This window comes from uncultured Planococcus sp., assembly GCF_947501725.1.
GTDB lineage: Bacteria > Bacillota > Bacilli > Bacillales_A > Planococcaceae > Planococcus > Planococcus donghaensis_C.
Genome location: NZ_CANMXD010000002.1, coordinates 295,509 through 318,491, shown reverse-complemented (window position 1 = coordinate 318,491; position 22,983 = coordinate 295,509). Strand labels below are relative to the sequence as shown.

20 protein-coding genes and 1 riboswitch are annotated in these 22,983 nt (G+C 45.9%); of the genes, 7 read left to right on the top strand and 13 right to left on the bottom strand.

Annotated features, from left to right (window positions below):
• Positions 1-164: 164 nt before the first annotated feature.
• A complete protein-coding gene (gene gdhA, locus Q0785_RS03810) occupies positions 165-1,547 on the bottom strand; it encodes an NADP-specific glutamate dehydrogenase (RefSeq protein ID WP_298825676.1) in 1,383 nt (460 codons plus the stop codon).
• A gap of 444 nt (positions 1,548-1,991) precedes the next feature.
• On the opposite strand from gdhA, the gene Q0785_RS03805 reads away from it, so the two are divergent.
• Positions 1,992-3,071, top strand: a complete 1,080-nt coding sequence (locus tag Q0785_RS03805; protein ID WP_298825674.1) for an S-layer homology domain-containing protein — start codon at positions 1,992-1,994, stop codon at positions 3,069-3,071.
• Between the two features lie 379 nt (positions 3,072-3,450).
• Entirely contained in the window at positions 3,451-3,984 is a 534-nt protein-coding gene (locus Q0785_RS03800; RefSeq protein WP_298825672.1) for a DUF2798 domain-containing protein, read from the top strand.
• Between the two features lie 58 nt (positions 3,985-4,042).
• On the opposite strand, the gene Q0785_RS03795 is transcribed toward Q0785_RS03800, so the two are convergent.
• On the bottom strand, positions 4,043-4,543 hold the full coding sequence (locus Q0785_RS03795; RefSeq protein ID WP_298825669.1) for a pyridoxamine 5'-phosphate oxidase family protein: 501 nt from the start codon (positions 4,541-4,543) through the stop codon (positions 4,043-4,045).
• 335 nt (positions 4,544-4,878) lie between these two features.
• Here Q0785_RS03795 and Q0785_RS03790 point away from each other — a divergent pair, with 335 nt between their 5' ends.
• Both Q0785_RS03790 and Q0785_RS03785 read left to right on the top strand, forming a co-directional pair.
• A complete protein-coding gene (locus tag Q0785_RS03790; RefSeq protein WP_298825666.1) occupies positions 4,879-6,210 on the top strand; it encodes a sigma 54-interacting transcriptional regulator in 1,332 nt (443 codons plus the stop codon).
• Positions 6,207-7,571 carry a YjiH family protein gene (locus Q0785_RS03785; protein WP_298825663.1) on the top strand — a complete coding sequence of 455 codons (1,365 nt, stop codon included), beginning with the start codon at positions 6,207-6,209 and terminating at the stop codon, positions 7,569-7,571. The genes Q0785_RS03790 and Q0785_RS03785 overlap by 4 nt, the downstream gene beginning before the upstream one ends.
• 142 nt (positions 7,572-7,713) lie before the next feature.
• Here the strand turns inward: Q0785_RS03785 and metE are convergent, their stop codons facing one another.
• The 5 genes from metE to Q0785_RS03760 form a co-directional block, all read right to left on the bottom strand.
• Complete coding sequence (gene metE, locus Q0785_RS03780) at positions 7,714-10,005, bottom strand: 5-methyltetrahydropteroyltriglutamate--homocysteine S-methyltransferase (protein ID WP_298825660.1); 2,292 nt, start codon at positions 10,003-10,005, stop codon at positions 7,714-7,716.
• Between the two features lie 159 nt (positions 10,006-10,164).
• Positions 10,165-10,345: riboswitch (cobalamin riboswitch) on the bottom strand.
• 573 nt (positions 10,346-10,918) lie between these two features.
• Positions 10,919-11,419 (bottom strand): site-2 protease family protein, encoded by a 501-nt coding sequence (locus Q0785_RS03775; protein ID WP_298826137.1) that lies wholly within the window; start codon positions 11,417-11,419, stop codon positions 10,919-10,921.
• 204 nt (positions 11,420-11,623) lie between these two features.
• A complete protein-coding gene (locus tag Q0785_RS03770; protein ID WP_298825657.1) occupies positions 11,624-12,511 on the bottom strand; it encodes a glycine betaine ABC transporter substrate-binding protein in 888 nt (295 codons plus the stop codon).
• Between the two features lie 10 nt (positions 12,512-12,521).
• The gene (locus Q0785_RS03765) at positions 12,522-13,175 is read right to left on the bottom strand and encodes an ABC transporter permease (protein ID WP_298825654.1); all 654 of its coding nucleotides are present in this window, start codon (positions 13,173-13,175) and stop codon (positions 12,522-12,524) included.
• Positions 13,168-14,301: a betaine/proline/choline family ABC transporter ATP-binding protein gene (locus Q0785_RS03760; protein WP_298825651.1), complete on the bottom strand. Its 1,134-nt coding sequence runs from the start codon at positions 14,299-14,301 to the stop codon at positions 13,168-13,170. The genes Q0785_RS03765 and Q0785_RS03760 overlap by 8 nt, the downstream gene beginning before the upstream one ends.
• A gap of 524 nt (positions 14,302-14,825) precedes the next feature.
• Here Q0785_RS03760 and Q0785_RS03755 point away from each other — a divergent pair.
• From Q0785_RS03755 to Q0785_RS03745, 3 genes are read left to right on the top strand one after another with little or no spacing between them, the layout of a single operon-like run.
• On the top strand, positions 14,826-15,305 hold the full coding sequence (locus tag Q0785_RS03755; RefSeq protein ID WP_223635583.1) for a DUF2975 domain-containing protein: 480 nt from the start codon (positions 14,826-14,828) through the stop codon (positions 15,303-15,305).
• 10 nt (positions 15,306-15,315) lie between these two features.
• The gene (locus Q0785_RS03750) at positions 15,316-15,540 is read left to right on the top strand and encodes a helix-turn-helix transcriptional regulator (RefSeq protein ID WP_223635580.1); all 225 of its coding nucleotides are present in this window, start codon (positions 15,316-15,318) and stop codon (positions 15,538-15,540) included.
• 46 nt (positions 15,541-15,586) lie between these two features.
• Positions 15,587-16,072, top strand: coding sequence for a DUF2975 domain-containing protein (locus Q0785_RS03745; RefSeq protein ID WP_298825646.1), 486 nt, complete (start codon positions 15,587-15,589; stop codon positions 16,070-16,072).
• 76 nt (positions 16,073-16,148) lie between these two features.
• Here Q0785_RS03745 and Q0785_RS03740 read toward each other — a convergent pair whose 3' ends face one another.
• The 6 genes from Q0785_RS03740 to Q0785_RS03715 all read right to left on the bottom strand — a co-directional run bounded on the left by Q0785_RS03740 (position 16,149) and on the right by Q0785_RS03715 (position 22,981).
• The gene (locus Q0785_RS03740) at positions 16,149-17,531 is read right to left on the bottom strand and encodes a 2-hydroxycarboxylate transporter family protein (protein WP_366522819.1); all 1,383 of its coding nucleotides are present in this window, start codon (positions 17,529-17,531) and stop codon (positions 16,149-16,151) included.
• A gap of 94 nt (positions 17,532-17,625) precedes the next feature.
• Positions 17,626-18,333 carry a response regulator gene (locus tag Q0785_RS03735; protein WP_317851912.1) on the bottom strand — a complete coding sequence of 236 codons (708 nt, stop codon included), beginning with the start codon at positions 18,331-18,333 and terminating at the stop codon, positions 17,626-17,628.
• 1 nt (position 18,334) lies between these two features.
• Complete coding sequence (dcuS, locus tag Q0785_RS03730) at positions 18,335-19,945, bottom strand: DcuS/MalK family sensor histidine kinase (RefSeq protein WP_298825641.1); 1,611 nt, start codon at positions 19,943-19,945, stop codon at positions 18,335-18,337.
• Between the two features lie 203 nt (positions 19,946-20,148).
• Positions 20,149-21,147 carry an SPFH domain-containing protein gene (locus Q0785_RS03725; RefSeq protein WP_298825638.1) on the bottom strand — a complete coding sequence of 333 codons (999 nt, stop codon included), beginning with the start codon at positions 21,145-21,147 and terminating at the stop codon, positions 20,149-20,151.
• Between the two features lie 32 nt (positions 21,148-21,179).
• A complete protein-coding gene (locus Q0785_RS03720; RefSeq protein ID WP_298825635.1) occupies positions 21,180-21,956 on the bottom strand; it encodes a TPM domain-containing protein in 777 nt (258 codons plus the stop codon).
• A complete protein-coding gene (locus tag Q0785_RS03715) occupies positions 21,953-22,981 on the bottom strand; it encodes a TFIIB-type zinc ribbon-containing protein (protein WP_298825633.1) in 1,029 nt (342 codons plus the stop codon). Before Q0785_RS03715 ends, Q0785_RS03720 begins: the two co-directional genes overlap by 4 nt.
• Between the last annotated feature and the right edge of the window lie 2 nt (positions 22,982-22,983).

Genomic DNA, 22,983 nt, shown 5'->3' with positions numbered 1-22,983 from the left:
AATAAAGCCTTATTCTTCGTTTCTTCCACATTAAAGATTTTTCAACTCGGCTCTGCTGGCCTGGTCGCAAAGAGATGGGCCAAATTCCTTTGGCCCATCTCTTTGAAAGCGTCTGTCTGGAGTGATTTCTTCAGACAGCTTTTAATCTATATCCGATGACCCAATCAGTTCAAGCCGTGGCTGACCATTGCGTCGGCGACTTTTTTGAAGCCGGCGATGTTGGCACCGATAATCAGGTTGCCCGGTGAACCGTATTGTGCGGCAGTTTCTGTGCAGGTCTTGTAAATGGTTTTCATGACTTGCAGAAGTTTTTCGTCCACTTCTTCTGCTGTCCAGGAATAGCGCATGCTGTTCTGGGACATTTCCATCGCAGAAACTGCAACGCCGCCTGCATTCGCTGCTTTCGCCGGAGCGAATAGCACCTTATTATGTGTCAGTACGCGGACCGCTTCTTCCGTGCAAGGCATATTTGCGCCTTCTCCTACAGCCTTCACCAAATTCTCGACCATGGCTTGTGCACTTTCTCTGTCGATTTCATTCTGCGTCGCGCAAGGCAGGGCGATATCACATGGAATTTTCCAGATTTCCGATTTTTCTTTGCCGTATTGCGCATTCGGATGGCTTTCAAGGTAATGGTAAATCCGTTTTCTATCGACTTCTTTCAGCTGTTTGACGGTTTCAACATCAATGCCGTCCGGATCGTAGATATAGCCTTCCGAATCGCTGCAGGCAACGACGGTTGCACCGAATTCAATGGCTTTTTCCATTGCATAGATCGATACGTTTCCGGAACCCGAAACAATGACTTTGCTGCCTTTGAATGAATGCCCTTGTTCTTTCAGCATTTCTTCAACAAAATAGACAGTTCCATACCCTGTTGCTTCCTTACGGATCAGGCTGCCGCCATTATCCGGATTTTTACCTGTGAAGACACCTGCTTCAGAAGCATTCCGGAGACGTTTGTATTGGCCGAACATATAACCGATTTCCCGTTTGCCGACGCCGATATCCCCTGCTGGAACATCGATATCCGGACCGATATGGCGGGTCAGCTCTGTCATGAAGCTTTGGCAGAAACGCATGATTTCACGGTCCGACTTCCCTTTCGGATCAAAGTCAGATCCGCCTTTTCCGCCGCCGATCGGCAACCCGGTCAAGGCATTCTTGAAAATTTGTTCGAAACCGAGGAATTTCACGACACTCGCTGTCAGGGACGGATGGAAACGCAGACCGCCTTTGAACGGCCCAAGCGTACTGTTGAACTGCACACGGTAACCTCGATTGACATGCACGTTGCCGGCATCGTCTTCCCAAGTCACACGAAACGCGATAAATCGTTCCGGCTCAGAAATGCGTTCCAAAATGCCTTGTTCCACGTATTCCGGATGCTGTTCAAATACTGGCTGCAAAGAATCGAAGACTTCCCAGGTCGCCTGCAAAAACTCTGCTTCTCCAGGATTCCGGTCTCTAACCTTTTTATGGATGGATTGTATATATTCATAAGACGATTGCTTCTTAATCGGATTTTCCTGGTGTACAGATGTCAATTGCGTTCAATCCCCTCTTGTAAACATGCATTATATTTGAATAATTATTCACATCTTTTAATATTTAACTCTCATTATACAAACTGGCGCAACACGGTGCAAACTAATATTTGCCACTTAGCACCCTTCAAATCTTCTAAAACCTGTTTTCCATAAAAAAGAAAACGCTATCATTGCCTTCTATTCAGTGTTTTCATTTTTTTGTGACAAATTAATTTCTTTAAAAAATAATAATGTGTTTTGCGAAGGATGCTCTTCTTTTCTGCGGCTATTCTTCTTATTTATTCTATTTGTATGATATTCCTTCTATAAAATAGTGCAACGTAGAATTCCCCATTTATCGTTATTATTCACTTATAGGGGGTATGGGGAAATAAACGCATTAGTCAGGAGGGTAGCTTGAGGTTGCATAGGCGGTGAAATCCAGGATAAGGAGTGAGTGCTTTGAAGAAATTATCATTGCTGGCCATAATGGTATTGATGCTCGGCTTAGCATTTCCTGTTGAAGGAGCTTCCGATTTACCTGAGTCTCATGGATTTTATGAGGAAATCACCTATTTGATGGATCGTGATGTGTTGCAGGGTTATCCTGATGGCACCATGCGTCCGGATGCAGGGGTGACACGCGCAGAAGCGGCGATTATGGTCGGCCGGCTGAAAGAGTTTGATGATACACCGCGCGATACCGGCTTTCCAGATGTTCCTGCCTCCCATAAAGCGAGCGGCTTTATTGCAGCAGCAGCAGAAGCACAGTTGATTGAAGGGTATCCAGATGGTACCTATCGCCCGGAAAATACGATAACACGAGCCGAGATGGCGTTTATTTTGTCGAGGCTGTTTATCGTTCCATTCCGGGCAGATGTCAGCTTTACGGACGTTTCACCAAAGATGCGGGTCTATGAACCGGTACAGAAAATACTGGCAGCGAACATCACCAATGGCTATCCCGATAAAACCTTCCGTCCGAATGCAACGGTGACCCGTGGCCAGTTTTCCGCATTTTTAGCACGCGGCCTTGAACCAGAATTTAAAAATGATGCTACCATTGCAGATTCCTTTTTAAGAGACAAAACGAAAACCTATGTCTATGATACGGAATTCGGCATCGAACGCCACACCTATAATTATGTACCTTCGCGAAACGGGTTGGAGATGGGCTTTATCTGGAGCATCTACAGAGAAGACGGATCCCTATTGACCGATTCAGTCGAGTTTGAAACACATGAACAGTATACCTTCGGGCTTCCCTACTCGGAATCCTATACCGAATTGGAATATCCGGTGGAAGTGGGCCAAGCCTGGTACACCGATACACTGTATGCCGCTCCGCGTGAAATCACCGGTACCGGCGTGACTGTCGAAACGGCGCATCAGACTTTCACGAATGCTGTGGAAGTGACCGTAGCTACCAATTCAGAATTTATGGAGGATGGCCATGTCTACTACATGGTCGAAGGATTCGGCGAAGTGAAATCCGTGAATCTCGACGGGACTGTAACAAAAGAATTGATTGATGTGGAATGAAATAAGTCATAGAAGAAGCCGGTTGCCTGGGCTACCGGCTATTTTTCATGGAAATCCCCAAAACTGCAATGAGATAAAGCGCTTTTAAAAAAGACACAGAATCGACACTTACATCTAAAAAGACGGACTTGTTATAGTTACAAACAGACTGAAAACGTACCGTATTTCGTATGAGTATAACCTCCACCAAAGGCGCGTCATCGTGTATGCAATAAAGGGATGGACATGATTACAAGGCCGTTTACATGCGGAAACCTAAAATGGTTCAATTGTTCAGGCATCCCGTGATCTTGTCTTTTATCATGCCAATCCCCGTCTGCCTACTTAAGTACTTCACGTATAAAAAGTCGAATAACAGCAAGTTGAAAGGAAGAAGAACATGCACCAAGAAAAAAGATTACCACACAACGGAAAAGAAGGTCTTCTTTATGGCGGACTCATTTCTACGCTGACTGTCCTCTTTATGACGTCGTTCAGCGTCATTTACTTTGCTGGAGAATTTAATGCAGACATTGCTTGGAGCATCGTCAAAATGCTGCCAATCATGTGGATCATCGTGATGATCATCGAACCCGTTATTTTCGGACGGATCGCTGAAGCCTTAACCGCCCGGCTCACCCACCCATCGGACAGCTTCAATTCGAAGATCCTTTTCCGCATCCTGTTCACCGTACTCGGTATGTCCGCGGCCATGACCTTGATCGGCGATGTCGTCGGCAACGGTCTCCACTCCGAACTGTTCAGCAATTGGATCGCGAATTGGCCACGCAACTTCGTCATTGTCTTGATCGCTGAAAGCCTGGTCATCCAGCCGATCGCCCGTTTTGTTATGGTCAAGCTTCATGAAGCACAAGACCGAAAAGCAGGAATTGTTCCTGAAACCGAACCTTCATTAAAAGCTGAAGTTCTTTAAAAGTCGAAAAAGCTCACAGACAAACATGTCTGTGAGCTTCTTTATATCAGGAAGTTTATTAATTGAACTCCACAGTATCGTTTATTTCTTTTTTATCTTTTTCCGTTTCGTTGTTCGTCAGCTTTTTGACGAAGGTCTTGACTGATTTCAAGGTATCCCCTGAATCCCAGTATTCTGCTGAATCCACATCGACTTTAATCAGCACCACATTCGGGTCATCATAGCTGGTATCCAGCATTTTATCGAAAACCGGATTCCAGTATTCCTTTTTCTTCGCTGTATCTTCAATGAATTCAGCCTTTCCGCTGATTGATACGTAGGATTTCCCTGCATATGCCAGATTGACGTTCGGGTTGCTGGCGATTTCCTGGTACTTTTCCGTATCTTTCATCGTCAGGAACCATAGCTCTCCATCAAATTCCACTTCCTGTGTCTGCATTGGACGTGAAATGATTTTATTGTCTGTGGAGATGGTTGTGAACATCGCTACTTTGATGTCCTTGATCAGGTCATTGACCGTTTTGATTGCTTCCTGGTTATTTGTTGTATTGTTTACCATAATATTTTTTCCTCCTATATAAGTTGGTTTAAGTAAGACGCCTATGGTTTTTAGAATTCCCTGATCCCATCTCTTTAAACGTCCTTTTCATCTTACAATCTGATTACCTTCCTTTCTCCTTCCCCCTCTTCAACCGCCATCCAAAAATTCATAAAAATACCCAATACCTTATAAGAATTACACAATCAGTTTTACCATATTATAAATTCCGGTCTATTTAATCCTAATAAAATCAGTATTTCATTAATGTTATTTGAAAATAATTTAAATTTACCTTGTAAAGTAATTATTCAATCATGTATAGTCTATACAAGAATGAATAACGGAGGCCATAAATGAATACTTTATTTCTGCTTCCCAATACTGATGAAGAAATTATCGATACATATGATGAAGATATTATTGTCACCACTAAAGAAGGACGCATCATCAAAGCCTCCACGCTAAGCGGCGAAACCTATGGCGTAGCGCCCGAAGAACTGCTTGGAAAATCTGTCTATGATTTGGAAGCAGCAGGAATCTTCTCTCCCGCCATCACCCCGCTGGTGCTGCGGAAAAAGAAGAAAGTGGTGCTGCGGCAGGATACACCTTCCGGAAGAAAAGTTCTGATCACCGGTATTCCTTTATTCAACGATCGTGGTGACGTTGAGTTTGTGGTCAGCTATTCCTATGACATGTCACAGCTGATGGTCATGAAGGAGTACTTGGAGAACCTGGAATCAGAGATGTCCAAGGTAAAGGGCGAGCTTGCCCATCTGCGCAGCCAGCAGCTTCATATCGAAGGCTGCGTTATGGAAAGTCCTACTTCCAGCCGGGCACTCCAGACAGCCATCAAAATTGCGCAACTGGAAGTTCCGGTCGTTATCCATGGTGAGCCGGGCACCGGGAAAACCGCTCTCGCGAAGTTCATTCATTCACAAAGTAGCCGGCGTAATGCTGCATTTATCGAAGTCAATTGCAGCGCAATCCCGGAATCGGTGTTTGATATCAGTTTTACAGGGTTGGATCGAGAAGGCTATATCGGACTGGCAGCCGGAGGCACCTTGGTGCTCAATGAAATTGATCAGCTTTCCCTTTCTTCTCAGGCAGCGCTGTTCAAACTCTTGCAGCAGCCCCACACTGCCCGTATCATCGCCATCAGTCACACTTCCATCGAGGAAGCTGTCACTGGCGGGCATTTCCGTGAAGACCTGTTCTATTCACTGCACCTGGCTTCAATTGAACTGAAACCGCTGAGAGAGCGGCCGGATGACCTGGACCAGGGCATCAGCCGTTTTCTGGAGGAACTGAATCATACGTACAACCAGCAAAAAGCAATTTCAGATGACCTGTACTTCCATCTGCTGCAGCTGTCCTGGAAAGGCAATTTCCGTGAGTTGCGCAATGTCTTAGAACGCAGTTTTATCGAAAGTGAGTCGCCTCTGATCAGACTCGATGATTTGCCCATCACTTATCAGCCAGACTCGGATGAACGCATCGGACTTGAGCTCGATGGCAAAACGCTTCCGCACATTCTGGAATCCGTCGAAAAGAAAGTCCTGCTGAACGCACAGAAGCGCTATCGGACAACTACCGAGATGGCCAATATCCTGGGCATCAGCCAACCATCCGTTGTCCGCAAACTAAAAAAATACACAAGTACACCACCTGGGGGGAAAATGACATGACCATGCTTCAAAGCGAAAAAAAGACGATCGAACCGGCTGATACCTGGAAATTCCTGATTCCTTCCATCATCGGCGCACTCTTATTCCTATGTCCGATATCTTATAACGGCGAAGTGACCATCGGTGTCGGCATTCTGGCCTCTTTCCTGCTGACGACATTCGGTGAAGTGATTCCGCCATTCATCGTCATCCTGCTCGGCTTCTCAGCAATCGCCAGTTTAGCGGCGACTGCGCTAAAACCCGCATTCGTCCAAAACTCACCTTTTTTACGCGCCACCTTCATAAACGGACCATTCGGCCTCATCGTCCGTGTGCTGGCTTTTGCATTCGGCATCATGGCCTATTATGAAATCGGGCCTGAAGCGATCGCTTCACGGAATACGGGCGGCGTTGTTCTCTACGACCTGGCGCCGGTCCTGTTGACCTGGTTCCTGTTCGCCGGAATCCTGCTGCCGTTATTGGTGGAATTCGGCTTGATGGAATTTGTCGGTACTTTACTCAATAAATTCATGCGACCTGTCTTTACCTTGCCTGGCCGTTCATCGATTGATGCAATGGCATCTTGGATGGGCGCCGCGCCGGTTGGTGTCCTGGTGACCATGAAGCAATACGATGAAGGCAATTACACGGAGCGTGAAGCTTCCGTCATTGCGACGACCTTTTCCATCGCTTCCGTCGCTTTCAGTTTGGTTGTCGCGAATGTCGTTGGCATCGGCCACTTGTTCTTACCGTTCTACCTGGCTGTATCGGTTGCCTGTCTGGTAGCCGCTGTCATCATGCCGCGCATTCCGCCACTGTCCCGTAAAAAGGATGACTATTACGCGCCGGTCGGCAAGCAGATCGATGACGCCATTCCCGAAGGCACCTCATTGGTCAAATGGGGATATGATGAAGCCCGCCGCAAAGCAGGCGGTGCCGCAAGCCCGAAAAAACTGGCACAAATCGGCATCGAGACCGTGCTTGATATCTGGCTGGCGTTGATCCCATTGGTTATGGCTCTTGGAACAGTCGCTCTGATCGTAGCGGAATACACACCGCTCTTCAGAATCATTTCCTACCCGCTTATTCCTGTACTGACCTTGATGGGATTACCGGAAGCGGCTGAAGCAGCCCCTACTTTCCTTGTCGGATTCGCGGATATGTTCCTGCCGGCTGTACTTGGAAGCGGCATCGAAAGCGAATTGACCCGTTTTGTTCTTGCTGGTGTATCGTTGACGCAAATCATATATATGTCTGAAATCGGCATCCTGATCCTGCGCTCGAATATCCCGGTGAAATTCTGGGAACTGGCTGTAATCTTTGTATTGCGTACCATCATCACTTTGCCGATTCTTGTGTTGTTCGGCCATCTATTCGTATAGAAGCGTAAAATCCACTTCCGATGAGGAAGTGGATTTTTTTCATTTAATGTCCTTGAGATACGCTCCTATTAAACAAAATTGGTGTCCCAATAGAAAATGCACGTCCAGGAGAAGTGAATTCCTGGATGTGCATAAAACTGTGTTAACTAGGCTGGTGCTGGAGCTTCCGTAATTTTTGTGCCGCTGTCACCATGTTTTTCAGCGAAGCGACGGTTTCTGCTTCCTGCCTGGTTTTCAAGCCGCAATCCGGATTGATCCAAAATTGCTCTTTGGAAATCACCGCTAAACTGTCTGTTAAAATCGCCTCCATTTCCTCTACGCTTGGGACACGCGGGCTATGAATGTCATAGACGCCCAGTCCAACACCCAGTTCATATGGATTCTTTTTAAGTGACTCAATCAGTTCTCCATGGCTTCTTGACGTCTCAATTGAAATGACGTCTGCATCAAGGGCGCGTATTGGCTCAATGAAATCATTGAATTCGCAATAGCACATATGGGTATGGATCTGCGTTTCATTCGCCACACCCGATGTCGCCAGTTTAAAGGCATTCACCGCCCAATCCAAATATTCATGCCAATTTTCTTTGCGAAGCGGCAAACCTTCACGCAATGCCGGCTCATCAACTTGAATAATTTGGATGCCGGCTTTTTCAAGGGCGTCTATCTCTTTCCTCAATGCCAGTGCAAGCTGGTTGGCTGTTTGTTCATGCGAAATGTCGTCCCGGACAAATGACCAGTTCAAGATCGTCACCGGCCCTGTCAGCATTCCTTTCACGTATTTCGAAGTCAATTGCTGCGCCTCCACGACTTCCTTGACTGTCATCGGTGCAGTCCATTCAACGTCCCCATAAATGATCGGTGGTTTCACACAGCGGGAACCGTAAGATACCACCCAAGCTTTTTGGGTAAAGGCAAAGCCCGTCAATTTCTCGCCGAAATACTCCACCATGTCTGTCCGCTCAAATTCCCCATGGACCAACACATCCAATCCAATTTCATCTTGAAGCTCAATCCAGCGTGCGGTTTCATTCTTCACAAATTCCGCATACGCCGAATCCGTGATCTCCTTTTTGCGCCAAGCACTCCGTGTACGCTTTACTTCACCGGATTGTGGAAAACTGCCAATGGTCGTAGTCGGAAAAATCGGCAGCCCGAGAGCTTGCTGCTGCTGTTTCTGGCGTTCTTTGAAAACCAGCGGACGCGTAAAATGTTCCGGCTTCACTTGCGAGACAAGCTCTTTCACCTGAATGTTTTCTCTAACTTCATGCTGTGTCAACGCTTCAATCGCGCGAATGCTTTCGGATACGTTTCGATTGCCGGACCATGACCCTTCCCGCACATAGGCAGTCAGCTGTGTCAGTTCTCCAATTTTTTCATCCGCAAACGATAGGACATCCAACAGGACATGCGGCAGGGCTTTCTCTTTTTTTGTGGTCACCGGCACATGCTGCAGGCTGCAGGAAGATTGAATCCATGCTTCTGCCACATCACATACAGCTAAGACGGCTTGAAGATTCACTGCTTTTTCCGCTAGGTTAGCACGCCAAATATCCCGTCCGTTCACAGTCCCGATTCCCAATACCCGGTCTTTTGGAAAACCGCATTTGCGGATTGCAGCCATATTTTCTTCTGCTCCCTGAACAAAATCAAGGCCGATTCCCGAGACGGGCAATTGCGACAGTTCTTCATATGCCGAAAGGGCTTCAAAATAAGTTTGCAGCATAATTTTCGCAGCCGGTACATCGTCTGCTAATTGCGTGTAGATTTCCTTGACCAGTTTGACGTCTTCTTCGTCCAAGGACAGCGTTAATGCAGGCTCTTCCACTTGAATCCATTCCGCTCCCGCATCGACGAGCTGCTGAAGCACTTTCGCATAAAGCGGCAAAAGCTGCAGCAAGAACATAGCTTTCGACTTAGCATCATACCCTTTCACCAGCTGGAGAAATGTAAAGGGTCCAATCAGCGTAGGTTTTGTTATGATTCCTAACTCTTCTTTCGCCTCATTGAAATAGGAAACCAGATGATTATACGTCAACTGCAAAAGCTGTCCTTCGTATTCAGGAACAATGTAATGGTAATTTGTATTGAACCATTTAGTCATTTCACAAGCCACTACTTCATCCGCTCCACGGGCCATCGCAAAATAAGTGCCCAGATCGACCTTGTCCTCTGACCATTTGTAGCGGGCCGGCACTAAGCCGAACATGACCGCGTGATCAAGCATACGGTCATAAAGAGTGAAATCCCCGACAGTCAACAACTCCAATCCAAGCGATTGCTGCCGTTTCAGATTGTTCAGGCGAATCTCTTTCATTTCTGCGAGGAACTGCTCCTGTGATAATCCACCTTTCCAAAACGATTCCAAACTGCGCTTCCATTCCCGATTTTCTCCGATATACGGGTAGCCTACGACTGTACTCACTGTTTTCATCCGCTATTCCTCCTTTAGGATTTACAAGATGCCAAATACAAAAAAGCCATCTCCGCTTATGGGAAATGGCTTAACATTCAAGTTCAATAGACGCTTAAAAAGCATGCAAAAACTTGTTGTCGCAAAATGAATGTCACCACCTATTTCCACGTAGGTATTTGGCGCGCACTAGAAATTGGCAGGTCTCCTGGCTCATCTTCAACGCTCATCACACCTTCCCGTCTGAGACAGTGGTTTTTGTGAATCGCTCCGATTTACAGTTGCGGGACAGCGACGGATTTTCACCGTTCTTCCCTTTTAAGCCAAGCCGCAGCTTGGCACCAACTCTTACACGTTATGTAATTCTGACAACTATAGCATATCAACCACAGAAAATATAGAGTTTTCCGATAAAAGAGATTGGTTTGGTTTTCAAGAGACTTCACAAAAGCGATAACCAAAGACAATTACACAGGAAGCCGCATATCAGTATGCGGCTTCCTGTGGTGCGCTCATTTTGCCCAGTGATGGAAGAAGAAATAGAACGCGATGAGCACGATGACAATGACCGAAAGGATGAGCATGGGCACAAGACCAAAAGTAGGTTCCATTTAAACTCCTCCTCCTTTTACCCTTATCATACTCCGCTTCATCAAAAATTTAAAATAAAAAGATTGATTATTCAGTTATTTAAAACCTGCAGAGTTTGCATTCCAGTAAAATCGCTGATTCTAAAATTCATTTGAGGAGAATAAGTAATTTTAGTCTTCCGCCAGTGGCAATTATTCTCACTGACTTTCATTCCAACTAATAACTTACAATATTTTTGTAGGATTTAAAGTATGCCCTAGCCCCTTGTATGAAAAGCTTGCAAGGTTTCGTATTCTGGTTGTTTTCTTTATATCAGCTATCGATAAACTAATGATATATGTTCTTATGAAACTGCTTTACTTTGTTTTCTATTTTCTTTTATCAAGTTTAAAATCTGTAATCCATCACTTGGACCACCGCCTAAAAATGGTGGATAGGTGAAGGGAATCAATGAAGTTGCACATATAAAAAAGTTTGCGCCTGCAAGATTGATGATGATAGTACCAGTTGCTCCGGAAAGAAAATGGGAAGCAAAGTATAGTGCCGCAAACCCAAACAATGAAGCAATCGGTCCGCCAACAAGGAAAATTAGTCTTTGTTTAAATGTATTCGGCGGCAATTCTTCCCGATTCGAAGGCTGGCAGAAGCCTGAAAGCGCTATGGTTAGATAACAGGTAATTCTACCAAGATTCAACTTCAGTTTTTTCTCTTTACTTGATGAACCCAAAAAGATCTCTGCCTTGGCTTTTTTGTTCTGTGAAATTGTTGCAATTGCATGGCCCATTTCATGTATGAAAAGAGCCGTTGTGATCATAAGTAAAACTGTAAGCACTTCAAAGAGCATCAACAAAACGCTACCTCCGTTTCTGTAAATGTAACCTACATTAATTTTATGTATGCTATCATATTACCAATAATTAGAAAACTTGAAAATGTTTTTCGGAAAATCTATAAGCACTTTAATCTCCTTCATAAAAGTACATTTTTACAGAAAAAAAGAGAGAAGATATGCTGTAAACAGCTTCTTCTCTCTCTTCAATTTTATCGGTCACTCGATCAATCCAGCTTGCTGTAAAAATTCTTCAGCTACAACTTCAACCATCTGGCCTTCATTGTCCACTTTGGCATTCATTGCCTGCATGGTTGGTTCATCGATTTTCTCCGCTAACTGAAGAAGAACATCCTCAAGTTCCGGGTATTCCTTCAAAATCTCAGTCCGCACAAGCGGCAGTGCATGGTAAGGGGGGAAGTAGTTTTGATCATCTTCCAGGACGCGCAGATTATACATCTGCAATTGGCCGTCTGTCGTATAGGAATTGATGACATCCACTTCTTCAGCATTGATCGAGCGGTACATCATGCCATGATCCATTCCTTTTACATCCTGGAATTCCAAAGCGTATTCGTCTTGGAAACCTGGCAGCCCATCAGGACGATCGATGAACTCAAAAACCGCTCCCAGAATAAAACCTTCGGATACTGCAGCAAAGTCACTGAAGGTTACCAAATCCAATTTTTCCGCTTCGTCTTCATCCAAAGCCAGCGTATACGTATTGTTGAAGCCGAAAGATTCCAGTGCAATGATGCCATCTGCAGCTACCAGCTCTTTTGTGGAAGCTAATGTTTCATCAGCATCTCCTGCAGTTTCCTGATAGTAATTGATGACGATTGTGCCGGTATAATCCGGAATTACATCAATCTTATCATTCAACATAGCTGTCCAAACAACATTTGAACCACCAAGGTTTTCTTTATAAATCACTTCAATATCCGCTTCCGCTTCAATTAACTGACCCATGATATTTGATAGGATAATACTTTCCGTATTATTTCTGGATCCAACGATCAATGAGTCTTCCTCTATAAAAATACAGCCCGTAAGCGGTGCTGTAACCATTAAAAGCAATAAAAATTTCAAAACTATTCGTTTTGTCATAGTAACTCCCTCATTTCAGGCCTTTTGGTGTCGACCAGCGTTCCATCGATCCGAAGAAAATCTCCAGAACAATTGCCAGTAAGGCAGCTGGAATCGCACCAAGCAGGATCAATCCATCAATTCCCCGTGTAATCCCAAGGAAAATGAAATCGCCCAGTCCGCCTGCTCCGATGAAGGCGGCGAGTGTTGCTGTACCGACGTTGATGACAGCAGCTGTTCGAATGCCGGCCATGATCATCGGAACCGATAAAGGCAATTCAACTTTAATCAGGATTTGCCAGCTGGTCATGCCCATTCCTTTAGCCGCTTCGACTGTTGCTTTATTGACATCTTTAATGCCAGTATACGTATTGCGGATGATCGGCAGCAGCGAGTATAAGAATAATGCTGCAATTGCCGTATTGACCCCAATCCCAAAAATCGGAATCATGAATCCCAGCAAAGCTAAACTCGGAATGGTCTGCATGACGCCTGCGCCACCCAATACGATCGTTGCAAGTGAAGGAACGCGTGTAATCAATATGCCAAGAGTTACACCCAGGACAACGGCGATAAGCATCGAAAAGAATACCAGTTGAATATGGACAGATGTCGCTTGGAACACATCTTCCCAGCGCATTTGCGCTTGTTCGATAAGTTGCTCGAAAATATTTAAGTTATTCATTTACTTCCTCCATTTCTGTCCATTGGCTGGACAATGCAGAAAGTAATGTGCCGCGCGTGACGAGTCCTTTTACATTTTGCGCTTCATCCAAGACAGGAATAATCCCGTGGTGCGCATTCGACATCATGACAATTGCATCTTTTGCGGTAGCTGATACAGGTAGAATAGTTTCTGGAGCTTCCATAATTTCTTCAATCGTCTGGATGCTGTCCATATTTTTAATTAATTTATAGGCAGAAACCAGTCCGATGAAAGCCCCTTGGTCATCCACGATGATCAAGCTGGTGATTTGGTGCCGGCGTGTCATCAAAAGTGCTTTTGATGGTGAAAAATCGACTTGTGCAGTGATCACTTTCTGAGTCATAACAGCGGATACCGGCATCAGTTCAGGATTTTGGGTAATCCGGTGCTTGCCGATAAACTCTTCTACAAAACCATGGGAAGGTTCGTGCAGTAATTTTTCCGGGGTGTCGAGTTGAAGTAACTTTCCATCTTTCATAATTGCAATACGATCGCCCAATTTTAATGCTTCGTCCATATCATGCGTTACGAAAACAATTGTTTTCTTCAATTTCCGCTGCAGTGAAATCAACTCAAGCTGCAACTGTTCACGTGTGATTGGATCCAGCGCACCAAATGGTTCATCCATTAAAATAACTTCAGGATTTGACGCAAGCGCTCTAGCAACACCTACGCGCTGCTGTTGTCCGCCAGACAGTTCTTTCGGATAACGCGTACTGAAAATCTCAGGGTCCAGACCAACCAAAATCATCAATTCTTTGACACGGACTTTGATATCTTCTTTTGACCAACCTTTTAGTTCAGGAACGATTGCGATGTTTTTTTCAATCGTATAGTGGGGGAAGAGACCGATCTGCTGAATCACATAGCCGATATTCCGGCGGAGTTCCGAAGCGTTCAACTTCATAATATCTTTTCCGTTGATTGAAATCGTTCCACTTGTATGGGAAACCATCTGATTGATCATTTTCATCGTCGTTGATTTTCCTGAGCCACTTGGACCGATGAGCACGACGAACTCCCCTTCTGGGATGTCAAAACTGACTGAATCCACCGCTTTAAAACCGCCATTAAACACTTTGCTTACATTTTCAAATTTGAGCATGAGTACCTCCTTCTGTAGTTGTTGAACCGATTTCCAACTTTCTGTCGGATCGTTCTACTTTTCTCTCCATAAAAAAAAGGACTTCCCGCTGTCTCCATTTAAATGGATGCGCGAGACGCCTCTATGCCTTCGTATAGACATACAGCTAATGTAAAGAGAGCGATTTTATTAAAAATCTTCCCATTCGTCGTTAGACTGTTTAGCAATTTGCTCTGATTTTTTCAGTTTACAACAATTTCATATGCGTAAATCATTAGACAAATCCACTCTACCCAACCGATAAAAAAGCTTCATGAAACCCAGCGGAAGTGATTGAATTTTTAAAATAAAACCAATTATTAAATTGATTCAACTGACTAACCATAACATTATTTCGAGACTCTAACAACCTGACTATTGAAATTGATGCTTCTAACGCCCCAATGAAAATTAAAAAATAATTCGTAAATCAATATTTATATATTGTAATTCAATAAATAATAATTTATACTAAACTTAATCTTAACCAAACGAGGTGCTTTAATATGAAACGGGAAACACTGTTCCTGAAAATCGTTCTTTTCCTGATGGCCCTGCCGGTCGTGGCCGTGTGCATCTTTGTCGTACCTCCACTTTCAAGTTTTGTCGGGGAACTCATACCGGAATGGCCATTTTTGCAATACTTCTTCCTGATTGCCCTGTACGGTACCGCCATTGCGTATTTTGTGGCCTTGTATCAAGCGATGAAACTGTTGGGTTATATTGACCGGAACATCGCTTTCTCTGAAAGATCCGTTAAGGCACTGAAGAACATCAAATACTGTGCCTTCACCATCACCATTCTGTATCTATTGTGCTTGCCGATCATCCTGTACGTGGCGCAGGTCGATGATGCACCGGGACTTGGTGGTCTCGGTATGGTCATTACATTCGGTTCCATTGTAATAGCTGTCTTTGCAGCAGTTCTTCAAAAACTCCTGGAAAATGCAATTGAAATAAAATCAGAAAATGATCTGACGGTCTGAGGTGAATAATATGGCAATTATAATCAATATTGACGTGATGCTGGCCAAACGGAAAATGAGTGTAACCGAGCTTTCGGAGAAGGTCGGCATCACGATGGCTAACCTGTCCATCCTGAAGAACGGCAAGGCGAAAGCTGTCCGCTTATCAACCTTGGAGGCAATCTGCAAAGCATTGGATTGTCAGCCGGGAGATGTCCTGGAATACCGCCCTGAAGAAGAGGAACCCTCATCCTAACTGGTTTTTTCGCTTCAGCTAATGACCGACAAGTGAGGTGTGCATGATGAAAACAAATTCGGCTGCACTGCTTTTTCTGAAGGCAGTACTCGTACTGCTCGCCCTTTTGGCGCTTGCCTTCTGCCTGTTTGCCATTCCTGGAATGGCCAGCAGAGACGCAGCGGCCCATCCGGAAACAGCTTATCTGCAATACCCTTTCCTGTTATCTGCCTATCTGTTATTCAGCCTGTTTTTCATTGCCTTGTACAAAACGTTCAAACTGCTGGCTTTTATCGGGCGGAACCAACCATTTTCCAAGGAATCGATTCATGCATTAAAGACGATCAAGTATTGCGCTCTCGCAATCGCCTTCTGCTTCATTGCCGGATTAGCATTCCTCATTTTCGTTATCGGCGGCGATATCGCCGGACTGTTCACGCTGTGCATGATTTGTATCGTGGCTTCAGCGGCTGTCTGCGCGTTTGCAGCACTTCTTGAAAAACTAACCGTTCAAGCCATCCGGTTGAAAGAAGAAAATGATTTGACGGTTTGAAATAGCTGGCCGCCGTAGACTAATGAAATAAAAAAATCCACTCGCATAAGATTTTGCGAGTGGATTTTTTTGCTTACTAGATGAAAAACGGAATGAATATACTGGCCAGCAACAAAATCAGCGCACCGCCGAGACGAGAGGAAATCTGCGCAAATGGCATCAATTCCATTCTCCGTGCTGCAGATAATACAGCTACGTCGCCTGTTCCACCCATGTTCGCCATGCAAAGTCCGGCTGTAATGGCCGCTTCGATCGGATAGAAGCCCATGAACTTCCCGACGATGCCTGAACCGATGACCGCTCCCAGAACCACCGCAAGAACAATCAGCACATATTCAATACTTAATGCATTCAATACAGCAGCCAAATCTGTGTAAGCGACACCGATTCCGATCAAGAGCGCATTGGTCCAGTTTCTTGCGACAAATTCATACCACTGGCTTGCGCCTTCGACAATAATTTCCGGCAAGACATTCGCCACTTTGAAGCCTGCCACCAAAATGATCATGATTGCATAAGGATGAAGCGGTATCAAATCTCCTAATAGATTTCCTAATAGATAAAACGATACGGCAGCCAGAACGCCAATGCCCATTTTAGCGAGGCTGTATTCCGGCGCTTCTTTTTTCTCATAATGAAAACCTTTGATCAATTGGCCGTTGCCAGTCAAACTCGGATACTTCTTACCGACAATGTTCAATACACTGGCAAGAATAATGGCAAACACATTGCCCAGCGCCAGTGCAGGCACTAGAATCGATAAATAATAACCGGGCTCATTACCGAGCATTTCGGAATAGACCTGGGACATGGGTACTGCACCTGCTCCCATGCCTCCACCCATGATCGGCATTGCAATGACCAGGACCGCATCTTGAATGCTGAATCCAATCACCATGCCGACCAAAGCGGCCAGCAACACCGCTCCTGTAACTGCTGCAAGCAATGGCAAGGCATAACGGACACCAGCTTTCACCAACACTTTTGACTCCATCCCTAAGATACTACCAGTGATTAACGCCGCAATATAGAAGTTCAGGAAGTCCCCATCTCTCATGAATTCCGAGATGAGGGTGGAGGTCGTTTCAGGCATCAAGCCACTGTAGACCATATAGGCAGAACCAAAGATGGCCACAATTGCACCACCACCTAGGAATGTGCGGATAATCGGGGTATGGTCCCCTATCCATCCAAGCAATTCGCCCAGGACCATAATGATCAACAGCGCCCCGATCATACCTGCCGGCAGATTATCTGTATACATTGCATAAATGGCGATTGCCGCAAAGAAGCCAAACCATAGAATCGGGATATTGAAAATAGAGAGTGTCCCTAAATTTTTTCTCATCGGCACTTCTGCCGGCACTTTTCGTTTTGTTTCTTCCACTTTCGTCAGCTCCATCCCGTTTTCTATTTCATGATGATTGATAGCCAAATGAAGGAAAGCGCTTTCAATCAATTAATACTCATCATAGTTAAATTGTCAGAAAACGAACACCTTATGAAAGTATTGGATTTATTGTAATTAAAAAAAGCAGCCGGATTGGCTGCTTTTACACATAAGGTTTAATGAGATGTTGATTTGAATTTTTTATCAGGTAACGGTAGATCGGCCGGCCGATACCATAAACGAGATTTTCTTCGAGGTAACCGATTTCCGTTAGGAACTTCAAATACTTTCTTACCGATACTCTTGAAATCCGGCTGATTTCTGCAATGTCCTCCGTGGAAAAAGAATCTGCCTTTATCTGCATAATTACTTCTATAATTTTTTTCAATGTCGTTTTCGTCAGACCTTTCGGCACTGTTCCAAAGCTCGAAGTCTCTTGGACCGTTTCCCTCTTCTTCCGGAACATCCGGTCAAGCTCCTGCTGATCCACCTTATTCCGGTCACCGATCCCATAATAATGGTTTTGGTATTGCAGCAAAGCTTCCTGGAATCGGCTGAACTCAAAGGGTTTGATTAAGTAATCCACGGCACCCAGCCTCAATGCCTGCTGAATCTGACTGATTTTAGATGCCGCTGTAATCAGGATGACGTCCAGATCTTTTTTTTCTTCACGAAGCTGCCGCAAAAAGTCCAGGCCGTTCATCCCAGGCATGTGGATATCAAGCAACAGTAAATCCACTTCTTCCTTAGCCAGAAGCGCGTGCGCTTCAGCTGTATCCGCCGCATGGCCGATCACCGTAAATCCCTCCACCCGTTCAACGTATTGGCGGTTCAAAACGGCTACCATGGGATCGTCTTCTATGATCATCACTTTAATCAATGCTTTCACCTCCTGCTGCTTCGTATGGAACAATGATAGAAAATACAGTAAGGTCCTGCTCTGGCAGAAGCTCTATCGAACCTTCCAGTTTTTCCACACTATTTTTCGTCAGATAAAGGCCAAATCCGCGATTCTTCCCTTCTTTAGAAGAGATGCCTTTCGTAAAAATAGTCTCCTGCATATCTGAAGGAATGCCAAGACCTGAATCTGTTATAGTCATCTCCAGCAAATCGTCGACGTAAGAGAACTCCACGGTTATGAGTTGCTGTTCACTGTCCAGAACACTGTCAATCGCATTATCAATGACATTGCCAAGAATGGTGATGAGCTCATGGGTGATGGCCGCGTCCTTTGGCTGTGGAATTTCTGTTTCGCACCGTATCAGGAGTTCGACATGTGCTTCTCTCGCATAACTGATTTTCCCGATCAGAAATCCTGAAAGAACAGGGTCTTTGATATGCTGTGTGACAGCACCGACTTCGTGAACCTGGTGATCCGCCAGTTTGGCAATGAACTCTTTTACTTGTCCATATTCTTCAAGCTTGATCATGCCAAGCAGTACATGCAGCTGATTCATGAATTCATGGGATTGTGCCCGAAGCGAATCTGCATAGAGCTGGACGCCTGTCAGCTGTTCAGCCAATAGATTCACTTCTGTTTTGTCCCGAAACGTCGCGATTGCTCCAATCACTTGATCATTGACCATGAGAGGCGCCCGGTTTGAAATCACAGAAATCCCATTGAAATTCTGCTCTTCATCCAAATCAGGCTTGCGATCATCCAGCATCCGTTGCAGCATTGCGCCTGGCAGAAACTCATTGATGTCCATGCCGACCGGTTCCTCATCCGTTAAGCCGGCTTTGTGAAAAATTTGCCTTGCCGATTTATTGACCAAAACAATCTTTGAATCCGCATCAACCGCAATAATTCCTTCATGGACAGATTGGAGCATTTGATTCCGCTCTTCATGAATACGCGCGATTGCGTAAGGTTCCAAACCAAACAAGCTTTTTTTGATATACCAGGCCAGCCAAAAGGCACCGATGATGCCGACCAATAGCCCGATAGCGGAACCCGTCAAAATTTTGAATTGGCTCTGTTGAATGGCTGACTCGACTTTATCCAGTGAAATTCCGACAGCCACCGCACCGATTTGATTTTCCTCGTTGTCCATGATTGGCGTAAATGAACGCAGGGATTTCCCGAGTGTTCCTTCTGAACGGGATGTATATTCTTCTCCTATCAGCACTCGCTCTTCATCCCCACCGATAAATGGTTTTCCGATCAGTTCAGGCACCGGATGTGATTTCCGCAATCCTTCCATATCCATGACGACGATAAACAGAACATCCGTCGCCTCCTGTATGGTGACTGTATATTCCTGAATCCCGGCTTCCAGTTCAACGGATTGCAGGCCCTCATGCACGACCTGCGATTCTGAGACCGTCCGCGAAATATTGACAGCTTTTTCTTCCAGTTGATTTTCTATATTTTCACTTGTCGTGTCGGTGATGAGAAGGATCGTAATCGACAGTGAAATCAGTACCACAAGACAAATAAAGAAGATGATGATGGTACTCAGTTTAAAACGTGGTGAATTCATGGATTGCCGCTCCGTTCCTATTATTGCTTGCCCGCAGTTTATCCGGATGGTAAACCTTCTCCGAACATAAAGCTGAGCTGAACTCTTCTGTTATTCTACTAGGAACCGCATCCCTTGAATATATATTTAACAAAGAACCTATCTTGAAAGCAAAAAACCGCTGCCGGATTTTCATCCTGGCAGCGGTTTTTTGCTTTCATCCATTACCCCAGCTTCTGCCCGCAATTCGGACAGAATTTGGAGCCTTCATTTTTCTGGCCGCAGTTCGGGCAGAATTTAGGAGCTGCTTGCCCGCTTGTTTCCGGCTGTGCGGCTGAATCGTCCGACCCTGCGTCGGCTGTGTTCTGCTGCTTGCCGGAATCGGACTCTTTTTGGCCGTCCATCATTTCTTTGGCGATGTTCATACCCATCATCATGCCGGCCATATCGGAAGCCGTATTGGATCCGGATGATTTGCCCATGGCATCGGCCACTGAAATCTGCTGGTATTTCCCGACGTCGCCGACCATGCCGTGCGACGCGCTTTTGTTGATCATGTCCTGGATTTCCTTTGGATAATTGAAGCTCATGACCTGGAAGCCGGTGACTTTCATGCCATCGTCCATCAACTGCATGTTCAAGTCGTCCTGGATGCCCTGCCCGATTTCATGCGCATTGGCCTGCAGGTTGAACATGTCCTTGCCTTCTTTTGTGATCCATCTCATCAAAAGCTGATCCAGGATTGCCGTGATGCGGATTTTCACATCGTCCACCAGGTAGCTGTTCCGGACACCCGCGATCTTATCGATCAAGCCCACATAATCGCTGACCTTGAACTGAAAGGTACCGTTCGCCCGGATCGGCATGCCGCCTGGCAGCTGCGGCGCCGGAATATTGATCGGATTTTGCGTCCCCCATCTGACCGTAAACTCCTTGGTATTCACAAACAGCACTTCGACACGCATGCCGCTGTTGAATCCGAAACGGAAGCCTTTCAAAGTCGATAGAAACGGCACGATCTCCGATTCGATGTCGTACTCGCCTTCGTCCTCGAAGATTCCCTCGATTTTGCCGTTATTGAGGAAAATAGCATCCTGCCCGGGCCGAATAATGAGCCGGCTGCCTTTTTTGACTTCGTTATTATTCCATTTCCAAAAAATCATATCATCTCTGAATTCTTCCCATTCCACTACATCTGAAAATTGATTGCTGAAAAAACCCATTCTATTCATCTCCTCCTCTCGTTCGATCCGCTTTAGAACTTACGCCCGCCTCCACTGAAAGAGCGCCCGCCGCCCGTACTTCCGCCGCCAAAACCGCCGCCCCCGCCACTTTTCTTCGGAACTTTGCGGCGTGAGATTGTCTTGTTGCGGAACTGGTCGAGCTTGCCGGTCACACGTGAATTGTCCCCATCAAAATAGGTGCTTGCCGTGGTTGTCACACGTCCACCTGAATTGTAGACCATGAAACCAACGATGCCGCCGCCAAGCAACAGCGCAACCGCCAGCTGGAACCAGTTTTTAAAGAAGATATTTTCAGGATTGACGCCGGGGCGGAATTCCATATAACGGCTCGCAGTCGTCACCGTTTCACGGAACGCACCTGCATAGTCTCCTCTTTGCATTTCCGGAATGATCCGGTCCAGCACCAGATTGACGCGCTGGTTGTCCAGCGTCGTTTCAGCTGTTCCAAAACCAGCCAGATACACATCGCGTGTGGCGATGTTCATCGTCAGCAGTACAGCATTTTCCTGGCCATTCTCTACGGCCCATTCATCATAGAAATCGCCCATATAATCCACGACATCAAACGCTTCCGGGTCTTCAGAGGTCAGGAACAGAAAATCCGTTCCGTGCTTGCTGCTATGTTCCGCTGCGACAGCTTCCAATTCCGCTATCTCCGATTCACTCAGCAGATTGGCGTTATCGTAAACACGCTGATCCACTGCAGCAAACGCCGACACTCCGCCGATAGCCATAAAAATCAACAAGAAACACAGGGTCACCAGCCATTTGGCTTGAAAATTCCTCACCAAAGAACACCTCCCACAGCGAATGAGATCACTTTCAACACGGCGAAAGCAGAAGCTGCAATGCCGGTGAACCAGGCTGCGACTTTGAACGCACTGATGGGCGGCTTGCCGACCACTTTACCGGTCTGGCCGTTCATCGCAAAAGTATGTTCCTTGTTTTCAAAATCATAATAAACCATCCATACCGGAAACAGCGTATAGTAGACATTCTTTTTATGCGCCTGAATTTGTTTATTGGTGTAACTGACGGTGGAATAGCCGGCAATGGTGCTGCTTATGTACGAGTCGATATAAGGAACGATCTTCGATTCGACCCGTGAAAACAGCGCTTCATCATCGTAATCGTACTTCTCGGCCAGATAGCCTGCCAGGTAGGGCATTCTGAAATCCTTAAGTTCCCCGTAATCATACGGCTCCAGTTTGTCCATCAATTCATCGTCCATTTTCTCCGACGCATCCGCAGGCACTTTCAGGTAGCTGAGGTCCATTTCCCGTCGGATATCATAGAAATCCGTCTCCGTATAGATGGTATCGCCCCGCGTATAATTGCGGACTCTGGTCGCCAGTGCCACCACGTCCGCTTTGCCATCGATATCGTACAGCCAAAACGGCACATACATGCCCGTCATCTTTTTGATCCGATCGCCGCTCGCAAAGCCCGGCGGCGTCAATCGCCCATTCTTCGTCCATTTCCGGAAAGCGGCGACGGCCTCGTCTTTGCTGATGGTGAAAGGAATCACTTTGGCAGGAGCCAAGTCACCCGTCAATCGGTCCGCCAACAGCACCGGTGCCCCGCAAAAGCTGCAATGGGTCGCGGTGGTTTCCGCTTCGGTCAGGATGACCGCTCCGCAGTTTTCGCAATGGTATTCCTTCGCTTCCTCCGGATCGAATTTCCTTAGGATGTTGTTTTCCGGGAATGTTTCGATGTTATCCTGCCTTCCGCAGCTCGGGCAGGACAGGTGGCCCGACTCGCTGTCGAACGCCATATCCGAGCCGCAGTTCGGACATTTATACTGAATGACCATTC